This window comes from Petroclostridium sp. X23, assembly GCF_030013905.1.
Classification (GTDB): domain Bacteria; phylum Bacillota; class Clostridia; order SK-Y3; family SK-Y3; genus X23.
Map to the genome: position 1 here is coordinate 520,858 of NZ_CP124862.1, position 18,341 is coordinate 539,198.

Annotated in this window: 14 protein-coding genes; all 14 read right to left on the reverse strand. The window is 38.7% G+C overall.

Annotated elements, in window-relative coordinates; genetic code table 11:
- Positions 1-113: 113 nt before the first annotated feature.
- The 14 genes from QKW49_RS02525 to aroE all read right to left on the reverse strand — a co-directional run bounded on the left by QKW49_RS02525 (position 114) and on the right by aroE (position 18,297).
- Positions 114-4,340, reverse strand: a complete 4,227-nt coding sequence (locus QKW49_RS02525; RefSeq protein ID WP_282866023.1) for a hypothetical protein — start codon at positions 4,338-4,340, stop codon at positions 114-116.
- A 76-nt stretch (positions 4,341-4,416) separates the two neighbouring features.
- Positions 4,417-6,771: a hypothetical protein gene (locus QKW49_RS02530; protein ID WP_282866025.1), complete on the reverse strand. Its 2,355-nt coding sequence runs from the start codon at positions 6,769-6,771 to the stop codon at positions 4,417-4,419.
- Between the two features lie 9 nt (positions 6,772-6,780).
- On the reverse strand, positions 6,781-7,590 hold the full coding sequence (locus QKW49_RS02535; RefSeq protein ID WP_282866026.1) for a hypothetical protein: 810 nt from the start codon (positions 7,588-7,590) through the stop codon (positions 6,781-6,783).
- Positions 7,583-8,815: a hypothetical protein gene (locus QKW49_RS02540; protein WP_282866027.1), complete on the reverse strand. Its 1,233-nt coding sequence runs from the start codon at positions 8,813-8,815 to the stop codon at positions 7,583-7,585. Before QKW49_RS02540 ends, QKW49_RS02535 begins: the two co-directional genes overlap by 8 nt.
- A gap of 3 nt (positions 8,816-8,818) precedes the next feature.
- Positions 8,819-9,397: a PilN domain-containing protein gene (locus QKW49_RS02545; protein WP_282866028.1), complete on the reverse strand. Its 579-nt coding sequence runs from the start codon at positions 9,395-9,397 to the stop codon at positions 8,819-8,821.
- 14 nt (positions 9,398-9,411) lie between these two features.
- Positions 9,412-10,488, reverse strand: a complete 1,077-nt coding sequence (gene pilM / locus QKW49_RS02550) for a type IV pilus assembly protein PilM (protein WP_282866029.1) — start codon at positions 10,486-10,488, stop codon at positions 9,412-9,414.
- 14 nt (positions 10,489-10,502) lie between these two features.
- On the reverse strand, positions 10,503-11,012 hold the full coding sequence (locus QKW49_RS02555) for a type II secretion system protein (RefSeq protein ID WP_282866030.1): 510 nt from the start codon (positions 11,010-11,012) through the stop codon (positions 10,503-10,505).
- Positions 11,012-11,461 (reverse strand): prepilin-type N-terminal cleavage/methylation domain-containing protein, encoded by a 450-nt coding sequence (locus QKW49_RS02560; RefSeq protein WP_282866031.1) that lies wholly within the window; start codon positions 11,459-11,461, stop codon positions 11,012-11,014. The genes QKW49_RS02555 and QKW49_RS02560 overlap by 1 nt, the downstream gene beginning before the upstream one ends.
- A 186-nt stretch (positions 11,462-11,647) precedes the next feature.
- Positions 11,648-12,394 (reverse strand): A24 family peptidase, encoded by a 747-nt coding sequence (locus QKW49_RS02565; RefSeq protein WP_282866032.1) that lies wholly within the window; start codon positions 12,392-12,394, stop codon positions 11,648-11,650.
- A 104-nt stretch (positions 12,395-12,498) separates the two neighbouring features.
- The gene (locus QKW49_RS02570; RefSeq protein ID WP_282866033.1) at positions 12,499-12,966 is read right to left on the reverse strand and encodes a type II secretion system protein; all 468 of its coding nucleotides are present in this window, start codon (positions 12,964-12,966) and stop codon (positions 12,499-12,501) included.
- A gap of 86 nt (positions 12,967-13,052) precedes the next feature.
- On the reverse strand, positions 13,053-14,264 hold the full coding sequence (locus tag QKW49_RS02575; RefSeq protein WP_282866034.1) for a type II secretion system F family protein: 1,212 nt from the start codon (positions 14,262-14,264) through the stop codon (positions 13,053-13,055).
- A 210-nt stretch (positions 14,265-14,474) separates the two neighbouring features.
- Positions 14,475-15,527, reverse strand: a complete 1,053-nt coding sequence (locus QKW49_RS02580) for a type IV pilus twitching motility protein PilT (protein WP_282866035.1) — start codon at positions 15,525-15,527, stop codon at positions 14,475-14,477.
- Between the two features lie 48 nt (positions 15,528-15,575).
- On the reverse strand, positions 15,576-17,267 hold the full coding sequence (locus tag QKW49_RS02585; protein ID WP_282866036.1) for an ATPase, T2SS/T4P/T4SS family: 1,692 nt from the start codon (positions 17,265-17,267) through the stop codon (positions 15,576-15,578).
- Between the two features lie 166 nt (positions 17,268-17,433).
- Complete coding sequence (gene aroE / locus QKW49_RS02590; RefSeq protein WP_282866037.1) at positions 17,434-18,297, reverse strand: shikimate dehydrogenase; 864 nt, start codon at positions 18,295-18,297, stop codon at positions 17,434-17,436.
- Positions 18,298-18,341 lie beyond the last annotated feature (44 nt).

Genomic DNA, 18,341 nt, shown 5'->3' on the forward strand with positions numbered 1-18,341 from the left:
TTAATGTTTTTCCACCAATTGCAGGTTCCTTAAGCAGTAGGTGAAGGCACTGCCTTCACCTATCATTAATAGCATTATACATGATATCATTGCTAAATATAAACAATTTTTTACTATCGTAATTCCGGAATAGAAGAATAAACATTGACAACAATATCCTTCTCAATAGTTATAGGAAAAACAATTCCTTCCGGTGATTGGGTATTAAAACTCAGCTTTACCGTATTTTTTAATGGAATCCTATCACCATTTTCGTCACTGATAATCCCAATCTTTAATTCAACAATAAATACGTATCTCTTTATTTCGCCTTCATCATCATATGCAAACAAAATATCGCTATTATTCTCATCCTTCAACATATATTTTACTTTAAGCACTTTAGAATCATTTCCGGCACCAGTCTCTCCATATCCGTCAGCTTCCTCATATATAACGTTAGTATCATCAATTCCTGCACGAATATACACTGCTTCTCCATTTGCTTTGTATTCCTGCGGTACATAGAATACTTTATTACTGTACTCACCGGAATTCAAATCCATCTGTAAAGCTACATCCTCCATATCAATCGTACTATTGAAATTTATATTATATTTGACTTTTTCACCACTAAGATATACCTCCGATTCGGCAAAATTACTGTCAATTCTATTGGCATCAAAATCCATTTGATACTTTGTTAAGTCTATCGTAATACGGTCTGATTCATTTCCGTAATGACCTTCCCCATCTCTAGGTTTGATGGAAATCTGGAAAACGTTTGTAGTAGGTGCAAACTCAACTACCCCTGTTGTACTTTCTTTTACACTATTTCCATCCACAAGCAACTCATAATTCTCAGCAATGCCGTTACTGTCTAAAGTGTATGTAATAACGAGAACCTTGCTTCCATCTTCTCCTACTTTTATAGTAACCCCTGTTATTTGAGGCGTATCCATGGCACTAACTAACACGTCTTCCGTATTCGATTCTGTAGGCTTATCAAATTGATTATACGCAATCACTTGATAAGTATAGGTGTGCCCCAACTGTACATTTTCATCTGCCCACTCAGTAATACTAGGATTTTTTTGAGTAAATACCAAAATACCGTCTTTATATATTTTATATTTTGTTGTGATATTCTCAGTATCGTGAAGGTCAACATTTAAAATCAGGTTTCTATCACCCACATTATAATCTGCCGTAATACTTGGTACCGGAGCACCTCTGAAATCTATATAAACAGATTCGTCATCACCGGCAGAAAATGTATGACCGACATTATTTTGTGCAACTACTTTATAATAAATCTTTTCTGTACTGTTTTCAGTATATGTAAAACTGTTTCCGGTCTGAGAAGAAGGAATAACCTCTTCCCACTCACCTCCGGCAACCTTTTTATACAATTTGTAACTAACCTCCGGAAGCGTATCCGACGGTGTATATCCTATAGTCACATCATATCCGCCATGACTATTTTCAGATGCCTGTGTGGCAATATCAATGTATTCCGGCAGCCTTAAATCAATCGTAGCTGTCATAAGATTGCTTTCCCAACATCCTACGCTACGTTCTTTATATCCCTTTACAACAACATAGTAGATTTTATCTTCCAAAACAGAGGCTTTATATATATAGTTATTTCCTTGCATCTGCAAATAATGAGAACTATCCGCTTGTGACAAATTCAGAAAATCGTTGGATTGATCTATATTCCCAATTCTTTGCTTTAACATGTAAAATACATAGTCTTTCAAGCTGCTGTCCAGACCTGTATACTCCCTATCAAGATACTTCCTATCACCTTGGATATTTATCGGCATCATTGTTTCAATGTTTGAGATCACTTGGCCATCGAGCCAAAGTAAATAATAATCGGCATCCATATCTGCCCATTTAAAAACTATTTTACCGTTTTCAAATGAATATAGCAGTGAATACTCTGTTAGATCTATACTTACTTCATTTGACTCATTTTCTGCTCCCTCCGGATTGGCAACAACAATCTTATAAGTATATGAACCGTACTGACTAACGGTATCTGAAAACGCACCTGTTGCATCTGTAGATGTATCTATATACTGCCAGTTTCCGTCTACCCCATCTTTTCTATACAATTTATATACACTGTTCTCAACTTCAATATCCGAAGTATAATATAAAGTAACGTTAAATGGTCCGTGCCCCGTGATATCTACAGACTGGTTCAGTGTAACATCCGGAACGGGCAAAGGTTCCCCTGAGCCGGTTAAATATCCCGGTATTACACAGTTTACTTCTTTATAATTCACTTGAGAACTTCCGTTCAACTCTAATTTTTTAGATATCAAAGCCCCGTTGATTTTTGAACTGCCTTGCAGATGTACAAGTGCATTTGGGGCATACATCGCACCGGTAAAAGGCGTGCTTCCGCTCAAGTCTACTTTCGTCCCTCCTATAATTGCGTTTCCGGTTAGTCGGGCACTGCCAGATATGCTAAGCTTTGCATCCGGTGCATAGATATTCCCATAAATTTCCGTACTGCCTGATAAACTAATCGTACCGGTACCGGATACAAAAATATGCACATTATCGGAAGAACCTCCGCTATTTAACGTACTTGAACCGTTAACAGAAAATACTTGATCGGCAAATATAAAAAGTTTTCCGTTCCCAATCAAATTAATATGACCTTGGCTTAAATTTAACGTTCCTATCCTTAATACCCTTTGATCGTCTCCCACATCGATTGTCAGGCTGCCATTTCCAACCAGAGACAATGAATCATAATAACCATCTTGTTCTATCGTATAAGACTGTCTTGGCCACTGTCCGACTGTCGGATCATTTAAATCTTCAAGGTTGTCCGGTGGTTCGGAAAAATTAGGCATCGTGAATGTTTTTGCATCATCCATATAATGAATACCGCCGGTTATGATCTTATTTCCATATCCGACATCTACACCATTCGGAATATATAAGCTTCCTTTGATTTTACTGCTTCCGTTTATATTCAAATCCCTTGTATTCATGGCTGTATTACCGTTAATACTGCTGCTACCTGTCATCTCGATACGATCTGTAGCATATACCGTATATTCAAAATCGATCACACCATCTTCGTTGGCAGTTCCTCCTAAATTGACACTGATTTGATTTGATTCACTCTGGGAACCATCAGGAATTACAACACCAATCTTATAGCTGTATGTACCGTAATTGCTCACTACATCTTCAAAAGCACCATTTGCATTTGTGGATGTCCCTAACAACTCCCAGATTCCGGTTTTCCCTGTTTTTCTATATAAACTATAGATACTGTTTTCAACTACGATATCAGAAGTGTATTTTAATAAAATATTATAGGGATTATTGCCGCTAACTTGAACATCCTTGCTTAATGTAACGGTAGGAACTGTTGCAATCTCCCTCGCTTCAGTCAGATACCCCGGTATTATACAGTTAATCGGTTTATTATTCACATGGGAATTACCAACCAACTCCATTTTTTTGCATATCACGGCCCCGCTAATCTCAGAACTGCCATTTAGCTCCACCACTGCATTTGGTGAATACATTGCGCCAATAAATGGGGTATTTCCGCTTAAGTCCACTTCGGTTCCACCTATTACCGCATTACCAATCAATTGTGCGCTGCCCGCTATATTAAGGTCTGCATACGGCGCATAAATATTCCCATTGATCTTAGTGCTGCCAGACATGTTGACTGTGCCTGAACCGGATACAAAAATATGTACCTTATCGGAAGAACCTCCGCTATTTAACGTACTTGAACCGTTAACAGAAAATACCTGATCGGCAAATATAAAGAGTTTTCCGCTTCCTACTAATTTTATATGACCTTGGCTTAAATCAAAAGTACCTATCCTTAATACTCTTTGGCCATCTCCCACATTGATTGTCAATTCACTATTTCCAACAAGAGATAACGAATCATACCAAGCATCTTGCTCTATGGTATACGATTGTATAGGCCAGTTTCCTATTGTCAGATCTTCCAACTTGATAAGATTGTCGGGAGCCTCGGAAAAACCGGGCATCGCAAATGTTTTTGCAGCATCGGTATAATGAATGCCGCCGGTTATCTCTTGACTGCCGTATCCTACAGAATTTCCTTGTGGAAGATATAACCCTCCATTGATTTTACTGCTGCCGGTTATATTCAAATTACCGGTATTCATCGCCGTATTTCCGTTAATGCTGCTGCTGCCGGTTAATTCGATACTGTCAGTGCTATAGACCGTATATTCAAAATTAATAGTGTCGTCATTATCAGCGTATGCTATCGTCCAAATTCCTCCAAGGGTCATTAAAAACATTCCCAGTACCAAAAGAATTGATAAATATCTTTTCATATGCCCTTATCCGACTAATTACTATTAAATAATTCTATTAATCGGACCTTTACCTCCTTCTATTCACTTATTTTCATTAGTTAACTTCTTTCCAGTCTACCAGCTTAATATTTCTTGTCGCCTGTATACCAATCTCAATGTCCGAAGCTTGTAAATCCAAGATGCTATTTCCTTTATGGAAAAAATCTCTTAATGTACTATCTCTGTTTGTAACTGTTTTTACTGTTTCTTCATCGTAAGTGATAGTCTTTTCACCGTCACCGTAAAAAACGATATTTCCTTTTGAAACAATTGCACCGGTAAACTCTATATTACTATCAGAAGAAATGTATAGATCACCAATTGTAAAAATGATACCTCTTCTTCCATCAATGTCGCTGCCATCAAGGTGAACCGGCGCATTCATTGTATCGACGTAATAGAGTTCCTCGCCCGTGTCACTCAAATTATCATATACACCGCTGTCTCCAATTGTTGATGCAACCAATTCACTAAATTCCGAATCGGTACCTATATCTTTATATCGGCTATCATCTTTATCTTGTTGAATCCATGTTGATTTATTAAATGTTTTTTCCCAATTTTCCCCCGAAAACTCATCTTCTTGATACAAGTGTACTACTTTTGTTGTACCATCCATAGATGTTATTGTTAAATTATTATCAGGGTCAGTATAAGTCTCATTTCCTGCTGCATCAATCGCTTTAGCACCTATACCATTTCCACCCTTTGTGATGACATATCCATCAGTAAAAATAATACCGGGCGCATAAATATTAAGTAGTGTGTTAGTGCCTAATATAACCCCGCTTTTATTAATAATATTTCTAAAATCATTATGGGTACTATATCCGGTAGCAAAATGTGCTGTTCTAGTATTATTATCACTATTAGGCTGTTCTGCTTCCCTATTTACCGGATCGATTGAATCCATTCCCCAGTACATCTTAATCGGTGACCATTTATTAGGATTAAAATCTTCCGGATTATCTCCAACTATATTTTTAAAACCCTCATCTATGAGGCTATCATTAAGAATAAACCTATAAGCGTTATAATTTTGACCTATAGATACACTCTCACCAGTCTTATAAGGCACACGGATATCTTTGCTGCCATCATTCCAAATAGTAAATATATATTCGACATAGATCTTTCCTCCGATGAATACATCTCCCAGTACGCGTATAATAGAAGATGTGTCATTTAAAATAATCCCGGAACTTTTATTATATTCATAACTATTGTAGCCGCCTTGCATAAACCCATAAAAATTACCGTTAACATCTAGTTCGCTGTTAGAGCCATATACCGATAGATCATTAAATGCGTATACATCACCATCAATATCAATAGTGCTGTTATCCCCGGCAGTATCTATCTGTACCGACTGGCAATAAGCGTTTCCTGTGATATTAATATTGGAGCCTTCTGCATCACTCCCGTAGGCGGTATGTATATTGGCACGGGTCTTCACATCTCCTGTAACGGTAAGTTTTCCACTAAGTTTTCCGTCGGCAGGGACAGGTATTTCATCGGTGATCCCGTACAATACTCCTTCACTTCCTGTAATAGTAGGTTCAATCCCTGCAACCACTCCTCCGTATTTATAACCTGAACTATTATCGTCAGCTAGGTTTCCATAGGCATAAACAGTTGTATCCGCGCCGCCGTCACCTTGAACTGTTACTTCACCTTGAAGTGCTACCAAACTTGATTCAGTAGTAATAGCCCTCATCCAAATGGGATTCTTTCTTCTAACTAATGATTTTTTTATTGGTATTTGCTCTTGTTTTTTTAGAAACTCAAACTCTGCCTGTATTTTTTTCTCAATGTCATGCGGATCCGATACTACCTGAACTTTCATTTTAAGCGATCCATCTACGTGATCACTTCCCGGATAAACAGGAAAAGATTGTATCACTATTTCTTCTAGATCTCCCATTGGGTCAGCCATCCAACTGTTAAATTCAGCTTCTAATATATTCCTTAAACTATTACTATCTTTCAATTCATATCCAGTCTCGCCGGTCACATATTTATTGAACGCATCCTTGTACTCTTTCAGCAGTTGTTCTTCTATCTTTTTTGCAAGCTCTTGTTCGTCAATGGTAAGTTCGCCAGTAATCCGGTTGGTATAAAGAAGATATACCGCTTCAACGATCTCATCTTTATGGCTTTCTATATATCCCTTTGCTTTTTTCTGGACAAGAACAGTTTGTTCTTCCAATAAGTTATTAACTCTCTCTATCCATCCGTCAGCTTTATAAAATGAGCCGTTTCCCCTGATATATGAAGCGTTCATCGCATAATTTGCAGTAACTGCAAACAACAGAGCAGAACCAAGTATCATGAGGACAGTCATAATCATCAATACAAGTACAAAAACAGAACCTTGACGGTTAGAATATTTTTTGACAAATCCCATCATTTCACCAACCTATTTATAGAGCATCCTTTGTGTTTCAAGCTGCACTTCATACTGTGTCAACGTATCTCTTACAATAATTGTAATATCATATACCGAAAGTTCGTCATACTCGCTGGTGTCACTGCTTAAAGCCCCATATATCGTTATATTTCCGTTTAAACTGGATACATCGATATTGCCGTCATCATTATAAATGTTAACATTGATATTATTGTTGGTTTGATTGTTTATTGTAAAATTAAACACATCATTAAGATCTTGCTCAAGAATAATTTGAACATCAGAAACAGTAACTCCAGTATTTTCTATATTAACACTTCCTGTTCCATCCTTATATTCATATCCTAAACTATCAGAAATAATCAGGTCTCTTTCGTTCTGTCCCAATAAGTCGAATTCACTATCGACATTTGATCCGTCATCATCGATAACTTCAACGGTGTTGCCTATCCGTATTGTTAACGTCGTTTCATCCGTTAATCCATCTATACGGGGATCCCTAACTTCAATACCGGTTGACGATTCATTCACGACCTCGTACACTTCGAACCTGCCGTCAACCGTTCCAACAAGGCTTTCCCCTGTTGTTGCCGTTAATGAATTTATATTTTTATACAATTCCATATAGCGCTGGGCAATTGTAAGCGCCTGAAGCCTTATTTCCGCTTCATGGTCTGTTCTAATGGAAGATATAAACATGCTTGCTAACGGTGTCACAATGACACCTAAAATTGCGATAGAAACAAGCACTTCTACCAGTGACATTCCCCAGTCTTCAACTAACACATTCTTGATCTGTTTGCTTTTTTCATTATTCATTGACAATCCCTACATCACCGTTTTTTACCGATATTTTGGCTCTCGGCCTCTGACTGTCATCTTTCTGTTGAACAATAAGCTTAATGGGAGCATTATTATATATATCAATATTCGCCCCCGCCAAGTCCTTGTCATCCAATCTATCTTTGGAAGATATTTTTAATATCATATAGTCTTCATTCTGAGGTACAAACTCTTGATATTTGCTCTCGTCTTTCGGATAAGCGCCATAAGTTGTCTTATATCTGTACAGATACTTTCCATCCTTATAATCTATATGAAACTCAACCTTTTCCACGCCGTTCCCGTCACCGTAAACGGTAGAATTTATTTTTCCGCTTTTATACATGATTACGGTAGGTACATCATGATTGCTGGGCCCCAATGAAATATAAAAATCATGGACAGTTTCAATACTTTTACTTTCTTTCTCAGATTCTTCTTGATCATCTTGACCGGCAAGTACTACACCGGTATTTTGGCGTAATTCTATATATCCTTCAAAAGGCTCAAATATATTGTCCTTCCCTTGCTTAACATCTGACTCCCAACCGGGTACTTTCCGGGTACTGTCTTTAAAACCGTAAAAAGTCAGTTTTAAACTGCCCGATAATGTATCTTGCAGATCTTTAGAAAAAGTGATATCCGAAACAATCACTTTCTGTTCGAAATCCATTACCTTGGCCAGAAAATCTTTCATTTGGTCATAGCTAGCCGTATAATTAGTCTTTACTTCCATCGTGATCCCAGTGTTATTAGGAATTTTCCCCTCTTCCTCAGTTTTCTTTTCATCCTTCTGAGCATCATCACTCGGAAGCACCTCTTCCAGTATTTTTTGCTGCAGCGTTGGCTCAGTTTTCTTTTGAGTACTTTCGGAAGTCATCGACGCAACCTCTGAAAAAGACAAATCTTTTAGCTTCACCCCGGTAATATCACCCAACTCTTTTATAATGATGATCGCCTTATCCTGATAGATATCCGGCGGCAGCAGGCTGCTCAACTTATCCATCTCATAACGAAGGATTTTCATCTGGGCCTCCACTTTGCTTTTTTGGGCAGATTTTCCTTGTAGTGTATTGTAATTTGTTTCAAGTTTTAGGACTTCATCTTTTAATGTATTCAATTTTTTTACAAAAGGAGTATAAACATAAAAATATGTGATCGCCAGTACACCTATTAACCCAAGGAGTACCAGCAGCTTTTTGTCTTTATCAGATAAACTCATACACTAGTTTCCCTTCACCGTTTTTAAAGTACAACTCATATTGAACTGGTAGGTTTCATCAGTACCCTGGTCGGCATTCCCTTGTTTGGCAGCTTGATTCCCTTTCACGTTAGAAACAAATACCTTGTCAAACAGCCCGATCTGTCTCATACTACGTATAAAATCGGCAACCACCACATCGCTTTTCGCAACACCGGTGATATTTACACTATCTCCGGATACCGCCAGTGACATCAAAAATAAATCATCGGGGATAACTTTTTCGGTACTCTCAATGATTTCAAGTATATTAAGTTCTTGGGTCTGAATGGTGTTCAACACATTCATTCGCAGTTTCAATTTCTCTTGCTCCAAAGCTAACTGCTTTTCACTTTCCAAAACCTTCTGCAATTCCGGCATACTTTGTTGCAGGAATTCTTTCTTACTTTTGAGCTGAAGCATTTCATTAAACGGAATCAGCAGTAAAGAAAAGGCCGAAACAGCCACAAAAATGGCTATTAATATTATAAGGTTTGTCCTTTCACGGCTTTTCCTTTGTTTTATAACTCTTTGCGGCAATAAGTTCAAATCTTTTACAACCAATCATATCAACTCCACTACTTTGTAAGTACAGCGCCTAAACAATTTGCAAAATATATTTGTGAATGTTTGAAATCTTCCATTTTTTTCGAATAGTGCGTCGTTTTAAATTCCGGTATCCTTTCCACAGGAGTATTAAAAGCGAACTGTAAATAGGATTCAAGTCCCTGCACCTGACATCCTCCCCCCATCAAATAAATTTGATCGATATGGTTGCCCGTGCTTCGGGAATTATAAAAATCAAAAAACCGACTCACATCATCAATAAAAGTAAGCAGTGTCGCCCGGATACTTTCGCTGATAACGGCTGCCTCTTGGCTGTCCGGCTCATCATCGGAAGATATAATGGCAGCCTTGTTGATTTTCAGCTTTTCTGCTTCTTCAAATGTTAACCCCAGATTGTTGGCAATCATATTGGTAAAATCCTGGCTGCCATAGAATAAAATCCTGTTAAATTGAAAGCTGCCCTTCGAAATGATAGATACAGTGGTTGTCTTATACCCCATATCCAAGATAGCTACTGTTTTATCAAGAATTTCTTTATCCTTTTTGCCTACTTCCTTCATTTCTGCGGTAACAAATTTCACAATGCTGTTGCCCACGAAATCGATTGAAAAAATGTTTAACCCGCATAACGAAGCCAATTCCATATAACCTTCTATAATTGCAACAGGAACCGCAACCAGCAGTATCCTATATTGCGCACCCTTATCTATCTTTATTTCTTCGAGTATTTTATAGTCCAATACATAACTATCGATATTGACCGGAAAATACTGGGCCGATTCCATTTCAATAATACTTTTCAATTCCTTGGATCCGGCCTTGGGAAGTACCACTTCTCTGGTAATGATAGACGTCCCTGAAATGGTGAATACTACATTTTTCTCCTTAATCTTTTTTTCCTGCAGCGCCAGATTAATAGACTGTGCAAGAACATCTATATTCGAAAGCTTTCCATCCTCTATCACATTGGGAGGTGTTGGAACCATGGTATATGCTTTTATATTCATTTTACTGCCCATTGGTGCTACTTGTATAATCTTTGTATTAAATGCACCTATATCCAGTGCTAAAAATTGAGGAAAAATCAAATTGATCCACTCCGTTAGTTTCTTATTTTATGATTTTTGGTTAAAGTTAAGGTGTGTCCGTTGGTTCCGTCTATTGTTACTGTCACTGAAACAGTGACCATATCATTTTCCAGTTTCACTTGAAAATCTGTTACATTATACATTAATTGATTAGATGCTGTATCTCCATCAGCTTTTGTTTCTTGTTGAAGTACATTAGTACCATACAAGTAATATTCACATGTTTTTTCCTTCGTCGGATCATCTTTATCAAAAGTCATTTGAATACGCTCTGGTTCATCAGGATTAATTGAAATTGTACCCTGATCAGCTTTACGCAGATTGGTAATAATGACATCCATACCTGCTCTTGCTACCTGCTGTACATCTATACGGTTGCTTTCTCTAAAAAAGCTGGTATAATTTGCGATAAAAAATGATGACATAGGTATGGAAATAATACCTATAATTGCAACAACCACCAATAACTCAACCAGCGTATAGCCTTTTATATTTAAAAGATAGTATTTCTTTATTTTCATCATTATGGTTTTTTCTTCCTCACTCTACCTGTAGAAAACTCAATGGTAATTTTTATCTGCTTACTTTTATTATTCTTTAAAATAAAACTGCCTGGTGGATTTGGCACACCAGTAGTATTAAACTCAACATAATTTCCGGTAATAGTGCTAACGAAACTAATACCCTCATCCAGCTTTACAATCTCGTCCGGCCGTCCCGGCTGCTGAATCTGATATTGAAACCGGTTAGTACCGTAATCTGCGTAAATTCTGTAATTCGTATTTTTCTCATAGATGGTTTTCATCTGTATGTAGCGAATATCGTACATCAACCTGTTTGCGCATTTTTCCAGCAGTACATCTTGGTCACATTGAATTTTTACGATACAAACTGAAGTTAAAATTCCAATTATTGCTATGACTATAATGAGTTCCGTTAGTGTATATCCGCTGTTGTCGGTAACTCTACTCATTAGCAGTCGTTCCTTCCGCTGTCAATTCCTTATGATGTCAAAATTAAAAGTTTGTTTATTATGTAGGGGTAACCCTTGTGGTTACCCGCAAAGATGATCTTACCTCCGGGTAGACACAAGGCCTACCCCTACCTCTTATTCATCATTTGATTTGTTTTGATAAATAATTTCATATTCCAAATTAAATCAGAAATACATTCCAATATACCATTGAAGTATTTGATTCCCGTATAACATTGCAATAAATATACCTGTTGCCAAAAACGGTCCGAAAGGGATCTTATCTCTACGCTGTATTTTTTTCAGCAGTATCAATGCCAAACCAATTACTGAGCCTACTATACACCCTAGAATCAGTGCAAGCAGTATCAGTTTCCAGCCTAAAAATAATCCTGCAACGGCCATTAGCTTGATATCACCACCACCCATACCACCCCTTGATAGGATAGCGATAATAAGAAGCGGTATGCTTGCTGCAAAAAAACCTATCACTGCATCAGAATAACCTAAGCTTTTATTAAAATAAGGAAATATAATACCAAAAATCATCATAAATATAATAATACCATTCGGAATAATCTGATGCTCAAAATCAATAAAGGATATCACAATCAAGCACGAAGCCAAAAATCCAAATGCATAGAATTGTACCGATAATCCGTAAAAGGAATAAATCCACAGGTAGACTGCTCCATTGAACAGCTCTACCAGCGGATATTTCATTGAAATCTTCTGTTTGCAAACCCGGCATTTCCCACCAAGAATTATGTAACTGATCACCGGTATCAAATCATACCATTTGATACGCTTCCCACATGCAACACAGTGAGATGGATCGGTTACAATGGTTTGCTTTAATGGAATACGATATATGCAAACATTGAGGAAACTGCCTATTACAAGGCCAAATATTAATATAAATATCTCAAACATTATACTCTACCATTCCAATTCATGGTTTGTTATGTTAACAGGGTACGATAATCATTCTTGCCACCTTGTGTAATGGGTGACAGCGAGAACCGTTCCTGTTGATTCTATGGACGAGGATACAATTGCACTCCATTATCGTTTGCTGTGTTTGCTTTATAAACAGTAAGTGTTCCAGTGCTAGTATAAGTATATCTAAAAGCATCGAAACCATCTTCCTGTGGAGTTGGCATAGTCTGAAGGAATGTTGGTACAAGTTCTGTTGCTGTAGCATCTGGAGCAGTTAAAATAGTACCAGTAAGAACGGCTGAGTCGGTGGACACAGCTTTAGTACCATCTGTATCATCTGCGGCTGGAGCTAAGGTAAAGCCTTCTGCTATAGCTCCTTGCAGTGCATTTGCTATAAGTGCTCCATTAGCTATATCAGCGTTTACTCTAGCATTGTTTACATACCTAATTACATTTGGCGCTGCTACTCCTGCTAGAACACCTAAAATAGCAATTACAACGATAAGCTCAATTAGTGAAAAACCTTTGTTATTTTTTAATATTTTTCTAAACTTTTTGATCGACATACGATCTCCCCCTTAACTATTAATTAATAATGTTTTTATATAATACATACCACCTCATGTGGTAGGATTACCTTTTAAAATATATCTTACATTCCCTCTAAACCACTATACATTCCGAACATCGGCTGTACGATGGCCATTACTATAAACCCTACTACAACCGCCATCACACATAATATCAATGGCTCCAGCAGCGTTGTCATCTGTGTTACCGCGGTTTCTACTTCATTGTCATAAAAATCCGCTGTCTTCTCCAATATACTTTCCATCGCTCCTGTATCTTCCCCGATTTTTAACATATGTGTCACCATCGGCGGAAAGACTCCTATCTGCTCGATGGGCTGTGCCAGGCTTACGCCTCGGCTTACTTCCTGCCGGGCTCTTTCTAATCCTTTATGTACTACATAGTTATCTACCACCCTGGAAGCTACTTCTAACGCGGTTAATATTGGTAATCCCGATACCAGCAGCGTACTCAGTGTCCTGGTAAAACGGGAGGATACCACTTTTCGGTTCAACGGGCCGAATATGGGTATCTTCAGCTTTAACATATCTATGGCGTTCTTCCCGAAATCGGTACTTGTAAAGTATTTGAAAGCTAAGGAAATCACGATAATGATTGTTACGGCAATATACCATCGGTTCCTGATAAAGTCACTGATCCCCAGAAGCATTCTAGTGGTTACCGGCAGTTCTATACCGATCCCCGCAAACATACTTACAAAGGTAGGCACTACAAATGTCAGCAAAATAGTAATTACAATCACCGATATGATGGATATAATGGTCGGATAAGTAAGCGCCCCTTTTACCTTTTGGTTAAGCTTATTCTCCTTTTCAAAGTGCACTGCCATCCTCTCAAGGGATGTATCCAGACTTCCGCTGACCTCTCCGGCTTCCACCATGTTCAGCAGGATTTGCGGAAAAACCTTGTGTTCCCGCATGGCGCTGGACAGTGTATTCCCTTTTTGCACCGATTCGTATATTTTGTCAACAATGCCTTTAAGCTTTTTGTTCTCTGTTTGCTGCCGCAGGATATCCAAGCATCCCAACACCGATACACCCGCATTGATAATGGTGGAAAACTGCCGGCAAAATACAGCTATATCCTTCAGCTTAACGCTTTCCAAGAATTCAAAGGTTATTTCCTTTTGCAGTAATCCCTGTTCGTTAATTTGAACCGGATAATATTTTCTTTCCTTTAACATGGAAATGACAACAGTTCTGTCCGCAGCTTCCAATGTGCCCTTGACAGTTTGTCCATCCATTGTTTTCGCTTTATAACTATAAACAGGCATTCCCTGCAGCTTCCTTTCTATTTCACGGTTGTATTAGTTCACAGTTGCTTTGGTTCACAGTTCACGGTTCACAGGCCCGCATTACGCAATGAAACTATAAGCTGTAAAAAAGCTTTTATATTGTCCATTGTCCATTGTCCATTGTCCATTGTCCATTTATAACGTTGTCCATTGGACATTATTCACTATTCCTTATTAACTATTCACTAATCACATGAGCATTCTACTCAAAACATCCTGATCCACCGCATACATCACCGCTTCTTCCCTCGAAATCACCCCTTTCTTATACAAATCCGCCAGCGAATGGTCCATGGTCTGCATACCATACTTCATGCCGGTTTGAATGATGGATGTGATCTGGTGCGATTTTCCTTCGCGTATGAGGTTCCTGATGGCCGGGTTGGCAATCATGACTTCTATCGCAGCAACCCGTCCCTGCTTGTCCTTTTTAGGAATCAGTTGCTGCGATATTACGGCTTGAAGCACGGTTGACATCTGTACCCTGATTTGCTGCTGCTGAAAAGGCGGAAAGATGTCAATGACCCTGTCGATGGTTTTTGCGGCGCCGATGGTATGTAAGGTTGATAATACCAAATGTCCTGTTTCCGCGGCTGTGATAGCGATGGAAATAGTCTCTAGGTCACGCATCTCACCTACCAGAATAACATCGGGATCCTGTCTTAAAGCTGCCCGCAGCGCATTGGCGTAACTTTGCGAATCATGACCGATTTCACGCTGGTTGACGATGCTTTTGTTGTGTCTGTGCAAATATTCAATGGGGTCTTCCAACGTAAGAATATGGTCTCCTCTTTGCTGGTTGATCATATTGATTAAGGATGCCAATGTGGTGGATTTACCGCTGCCGGTAGGACCGGTAACCAAGATCAGTCCGCGGTTCTTTTTTGCAAGTTCGGTCACTGAGATGGGAAGCCCCAACTCTTCCGGATCCGGGATTCTTGATGCTACCAAACGTATCGCCGCGGCTGCGGTTCCTCTTTGTCTGAATACATTGACCCTGAACCTTCCTATCCCAGCCAATGAAAAAGAAAGGTCAATCTCTCCTTTTTGCTTAAAAAATTCAAACTGGGCATCTGAAAGTATTTGTTTAACGATGATTTCGGTATCATCGGGCATCAACCTGTTTTCTCCGATATGTACAAGTTCACCGTTGACCCTCATGGTAGGAGGAATCCCTACTGTGATATGCAGGTCGGAAGCGCCTTGGGATACCGTATATTTTAAAAGCTCATCTATGTTCATTCTCTCACCTCGGTACTTATTAAGCTTGTACTGCGTTGCTTGTCAAAATTAATCAATAGAATAAGCGACTCTTATTAATTCGTCAATGGTAGTGACTCCCTGCCGTACCAATCGGATGCAGCTTGTCTTTAATGTGCTCATGCCTTCGGCAATTGCCTGTTCGCGTATAGTATCCGATGACTCTTCATGATTGATCTTTTGCCTGATCATATGGGATACCGGCATGATTTCATAAACACCTATTCTCCCTTGATACCCTGTGTTATTGCAAGAATAACACCCTTTTCCTCTATAATAGCTGTTCTCTTCCTTTGCGGACAAACCCAATACATTCAGCTCGCTTTCCAGCGGTACATACTCTTCTTTGCATCTAGTGCATATCTTTCTTACCAATCTTTGTGATATGATCCCCACCAATGAAGTACTGATCAAAAACGGATCTATGTTCATATCCATTAGACGTGAGATGGTACTCGACGCATCATTGGTATGCAGGGTACTGACAACAAGGTGACCGGTTACGGCAGCTCTTACCGCAATTTCCGCGGTCTCTTTATCACGGATTTCCCCGATCATGATGATATCAGGGTCCTGTCGCAGTATGGACCGTAAGACACCGGCAAAATCCAGCCCTGCTTTAGGATTTACCTGAACCTGGTTAATCCCCTCAATGGTTGCTTCTACAGGATCTTCAACAGTGATGATATTCAAACTATCCTTATTCAATTCTCTGACCGTTGTATATAAGGTAGTGGATTTCCCGCTTCCCGTTGGTCCCGTAACCAAAATCATCCCATGGGGACTTTTTAAGATATTGTTATACTTGTCCATATCATCGGCAAAAAAGCCCAACTGTTCCTTGGTTCTCATCAACCCCCGTTTATCGGTGATTCTGATCACCACTTTTTCACCATGTACGGTAGGCAGAATAGATACCCTGAGATCAAACTCATTACCGTCAACCATCATGGATATCCTGCCATCCTGCGGTTTTCTTTTTTCGGCAATATTCATCTCTCCGGTGATCTTAATCCTTGTAACAATCGCAGGAAGCAGCTGTATTTCATGCCGCATATTTTCTTCTAACTGCCCGTCAATTCTGTATCGGATGCGTATATAAGTGTCAAAAGGTTCAATATGAATATCGCTTGCCTTTAGCCTGATGGCTTGTTCAATAATAGAATTCACCAATTTAACGATAGGTGCGCTATTAACAACATCCTCAATATTTCCGTCAATCTTTTCAACCTGAGAAACGATGCCATATTCTTTCTTATATTCCTCAGCAGCCTTGATGGCCTCTTGCTTCCCATAATAAACATCAATGGCATGGGTTACATCCTGGGAAGTTGCTATGACAGGCTGAACTTCCATACCGGAAAAAATCCTTACATCATCAATCGCAAAAATATTCAGCGGATCGCTCATTGCAACGATAAGTTTGTTCTTATCGATTTTTATCGGGATCAACTCATGTCGTTTCGCAAGGTTTTCACTGATTTTTTTGGTCGCCTCAGGGTCAATATCATATTTATCAAGTGAAACATGGGGAATGCCCAATTGGAATTCCAATACTTGAATAATATGTTCCTGGGTTACGTATTTTCTATCAATTAAAACTTCTCCAAGCTTTTTTCCGGTTTGCTTTTGAACCATAAGTGCTTCATTCAAATGATCCGGGGTAATCATTCCGGCTTCCACCAGAAGGTCGCCCAACCTCTTACGCTTTTCCTTAAACATTGAATATCCCACCAATTTTTCTACAAATATTGACCAAAAATACCTGCTCCATATCTAATACGTCATATTCATCATTTCAATTCCAGGCTATAGTCCCACGACATATAGGTCCGTAGCCCTATTCGTCACTGCTATTATATATTCGATAGATCTTTTCAAAATCCTTCTACTTTTTATTAACTTTTTGTAAAATTTCGATTAATTGGGAATTAACTTTTTTATCTGTCCAAATCTGGAAGGAAGCCACGGCCTGAAACAATAGCATTCCCCATCCGTTGATGATTTTGCATCCTCTTTCTTTTGCTTTGGACAAAAACACCGTTTCTTCAGGGTTGTAAATCAAATCGCATACCACCGTATCGGATGTGAGAAAATCCAAATGTTCCACGGGACACTCATGTATATAAGGAGCCATTCCCACAGGCGTTGTATTGATAAGAATGTCGCATGATTTGCTATGTTGTTCAAGAGTAAACATATCCAATGATGCACTTCTGCATACATTTCCGATATTATCATTGATAATATCGCATATCTCTTGTGCTTTTTCAAGTGTTCTATTTAAAATCGTAATACTTTTTGCATCTTCCATAGCCATTTTTACGGAAATACCACGTACAGAACCTCCTGCGCCCATAATAACAATGTTCTTATCTTTTACAGACACATCACGGCTTTTTAAAGACTTGATAAAACCGTTACCGTCAGTATTGTATCCAAACAGTCTGCCATTTACGTTTTTTACTGTATTGACAGCACCCATTAACACGGCCTCGTCTGATACCTCATCAAGATATTTTATGATGTGATTCTTATGGGGTATAGTAACATTAAAGCCGGTTATTCCAATAGCTTTAAAACCCTCCACCGTTTTTTCCAAACCTTCGGAAGCGACTTTAAAAGGAACATATACGTAATTTAATTCCAGTTCTTTGCAAATCGTATTATGTATCTGAGGCGACAGACTGTGTTCAACAGGATCACCTATGATTCCAAGAATTTTCGTATGACCATTGATCGTATTGTACATTATGATTAACCCCTTATGATAATAATTAAGCAGCATTTATTATA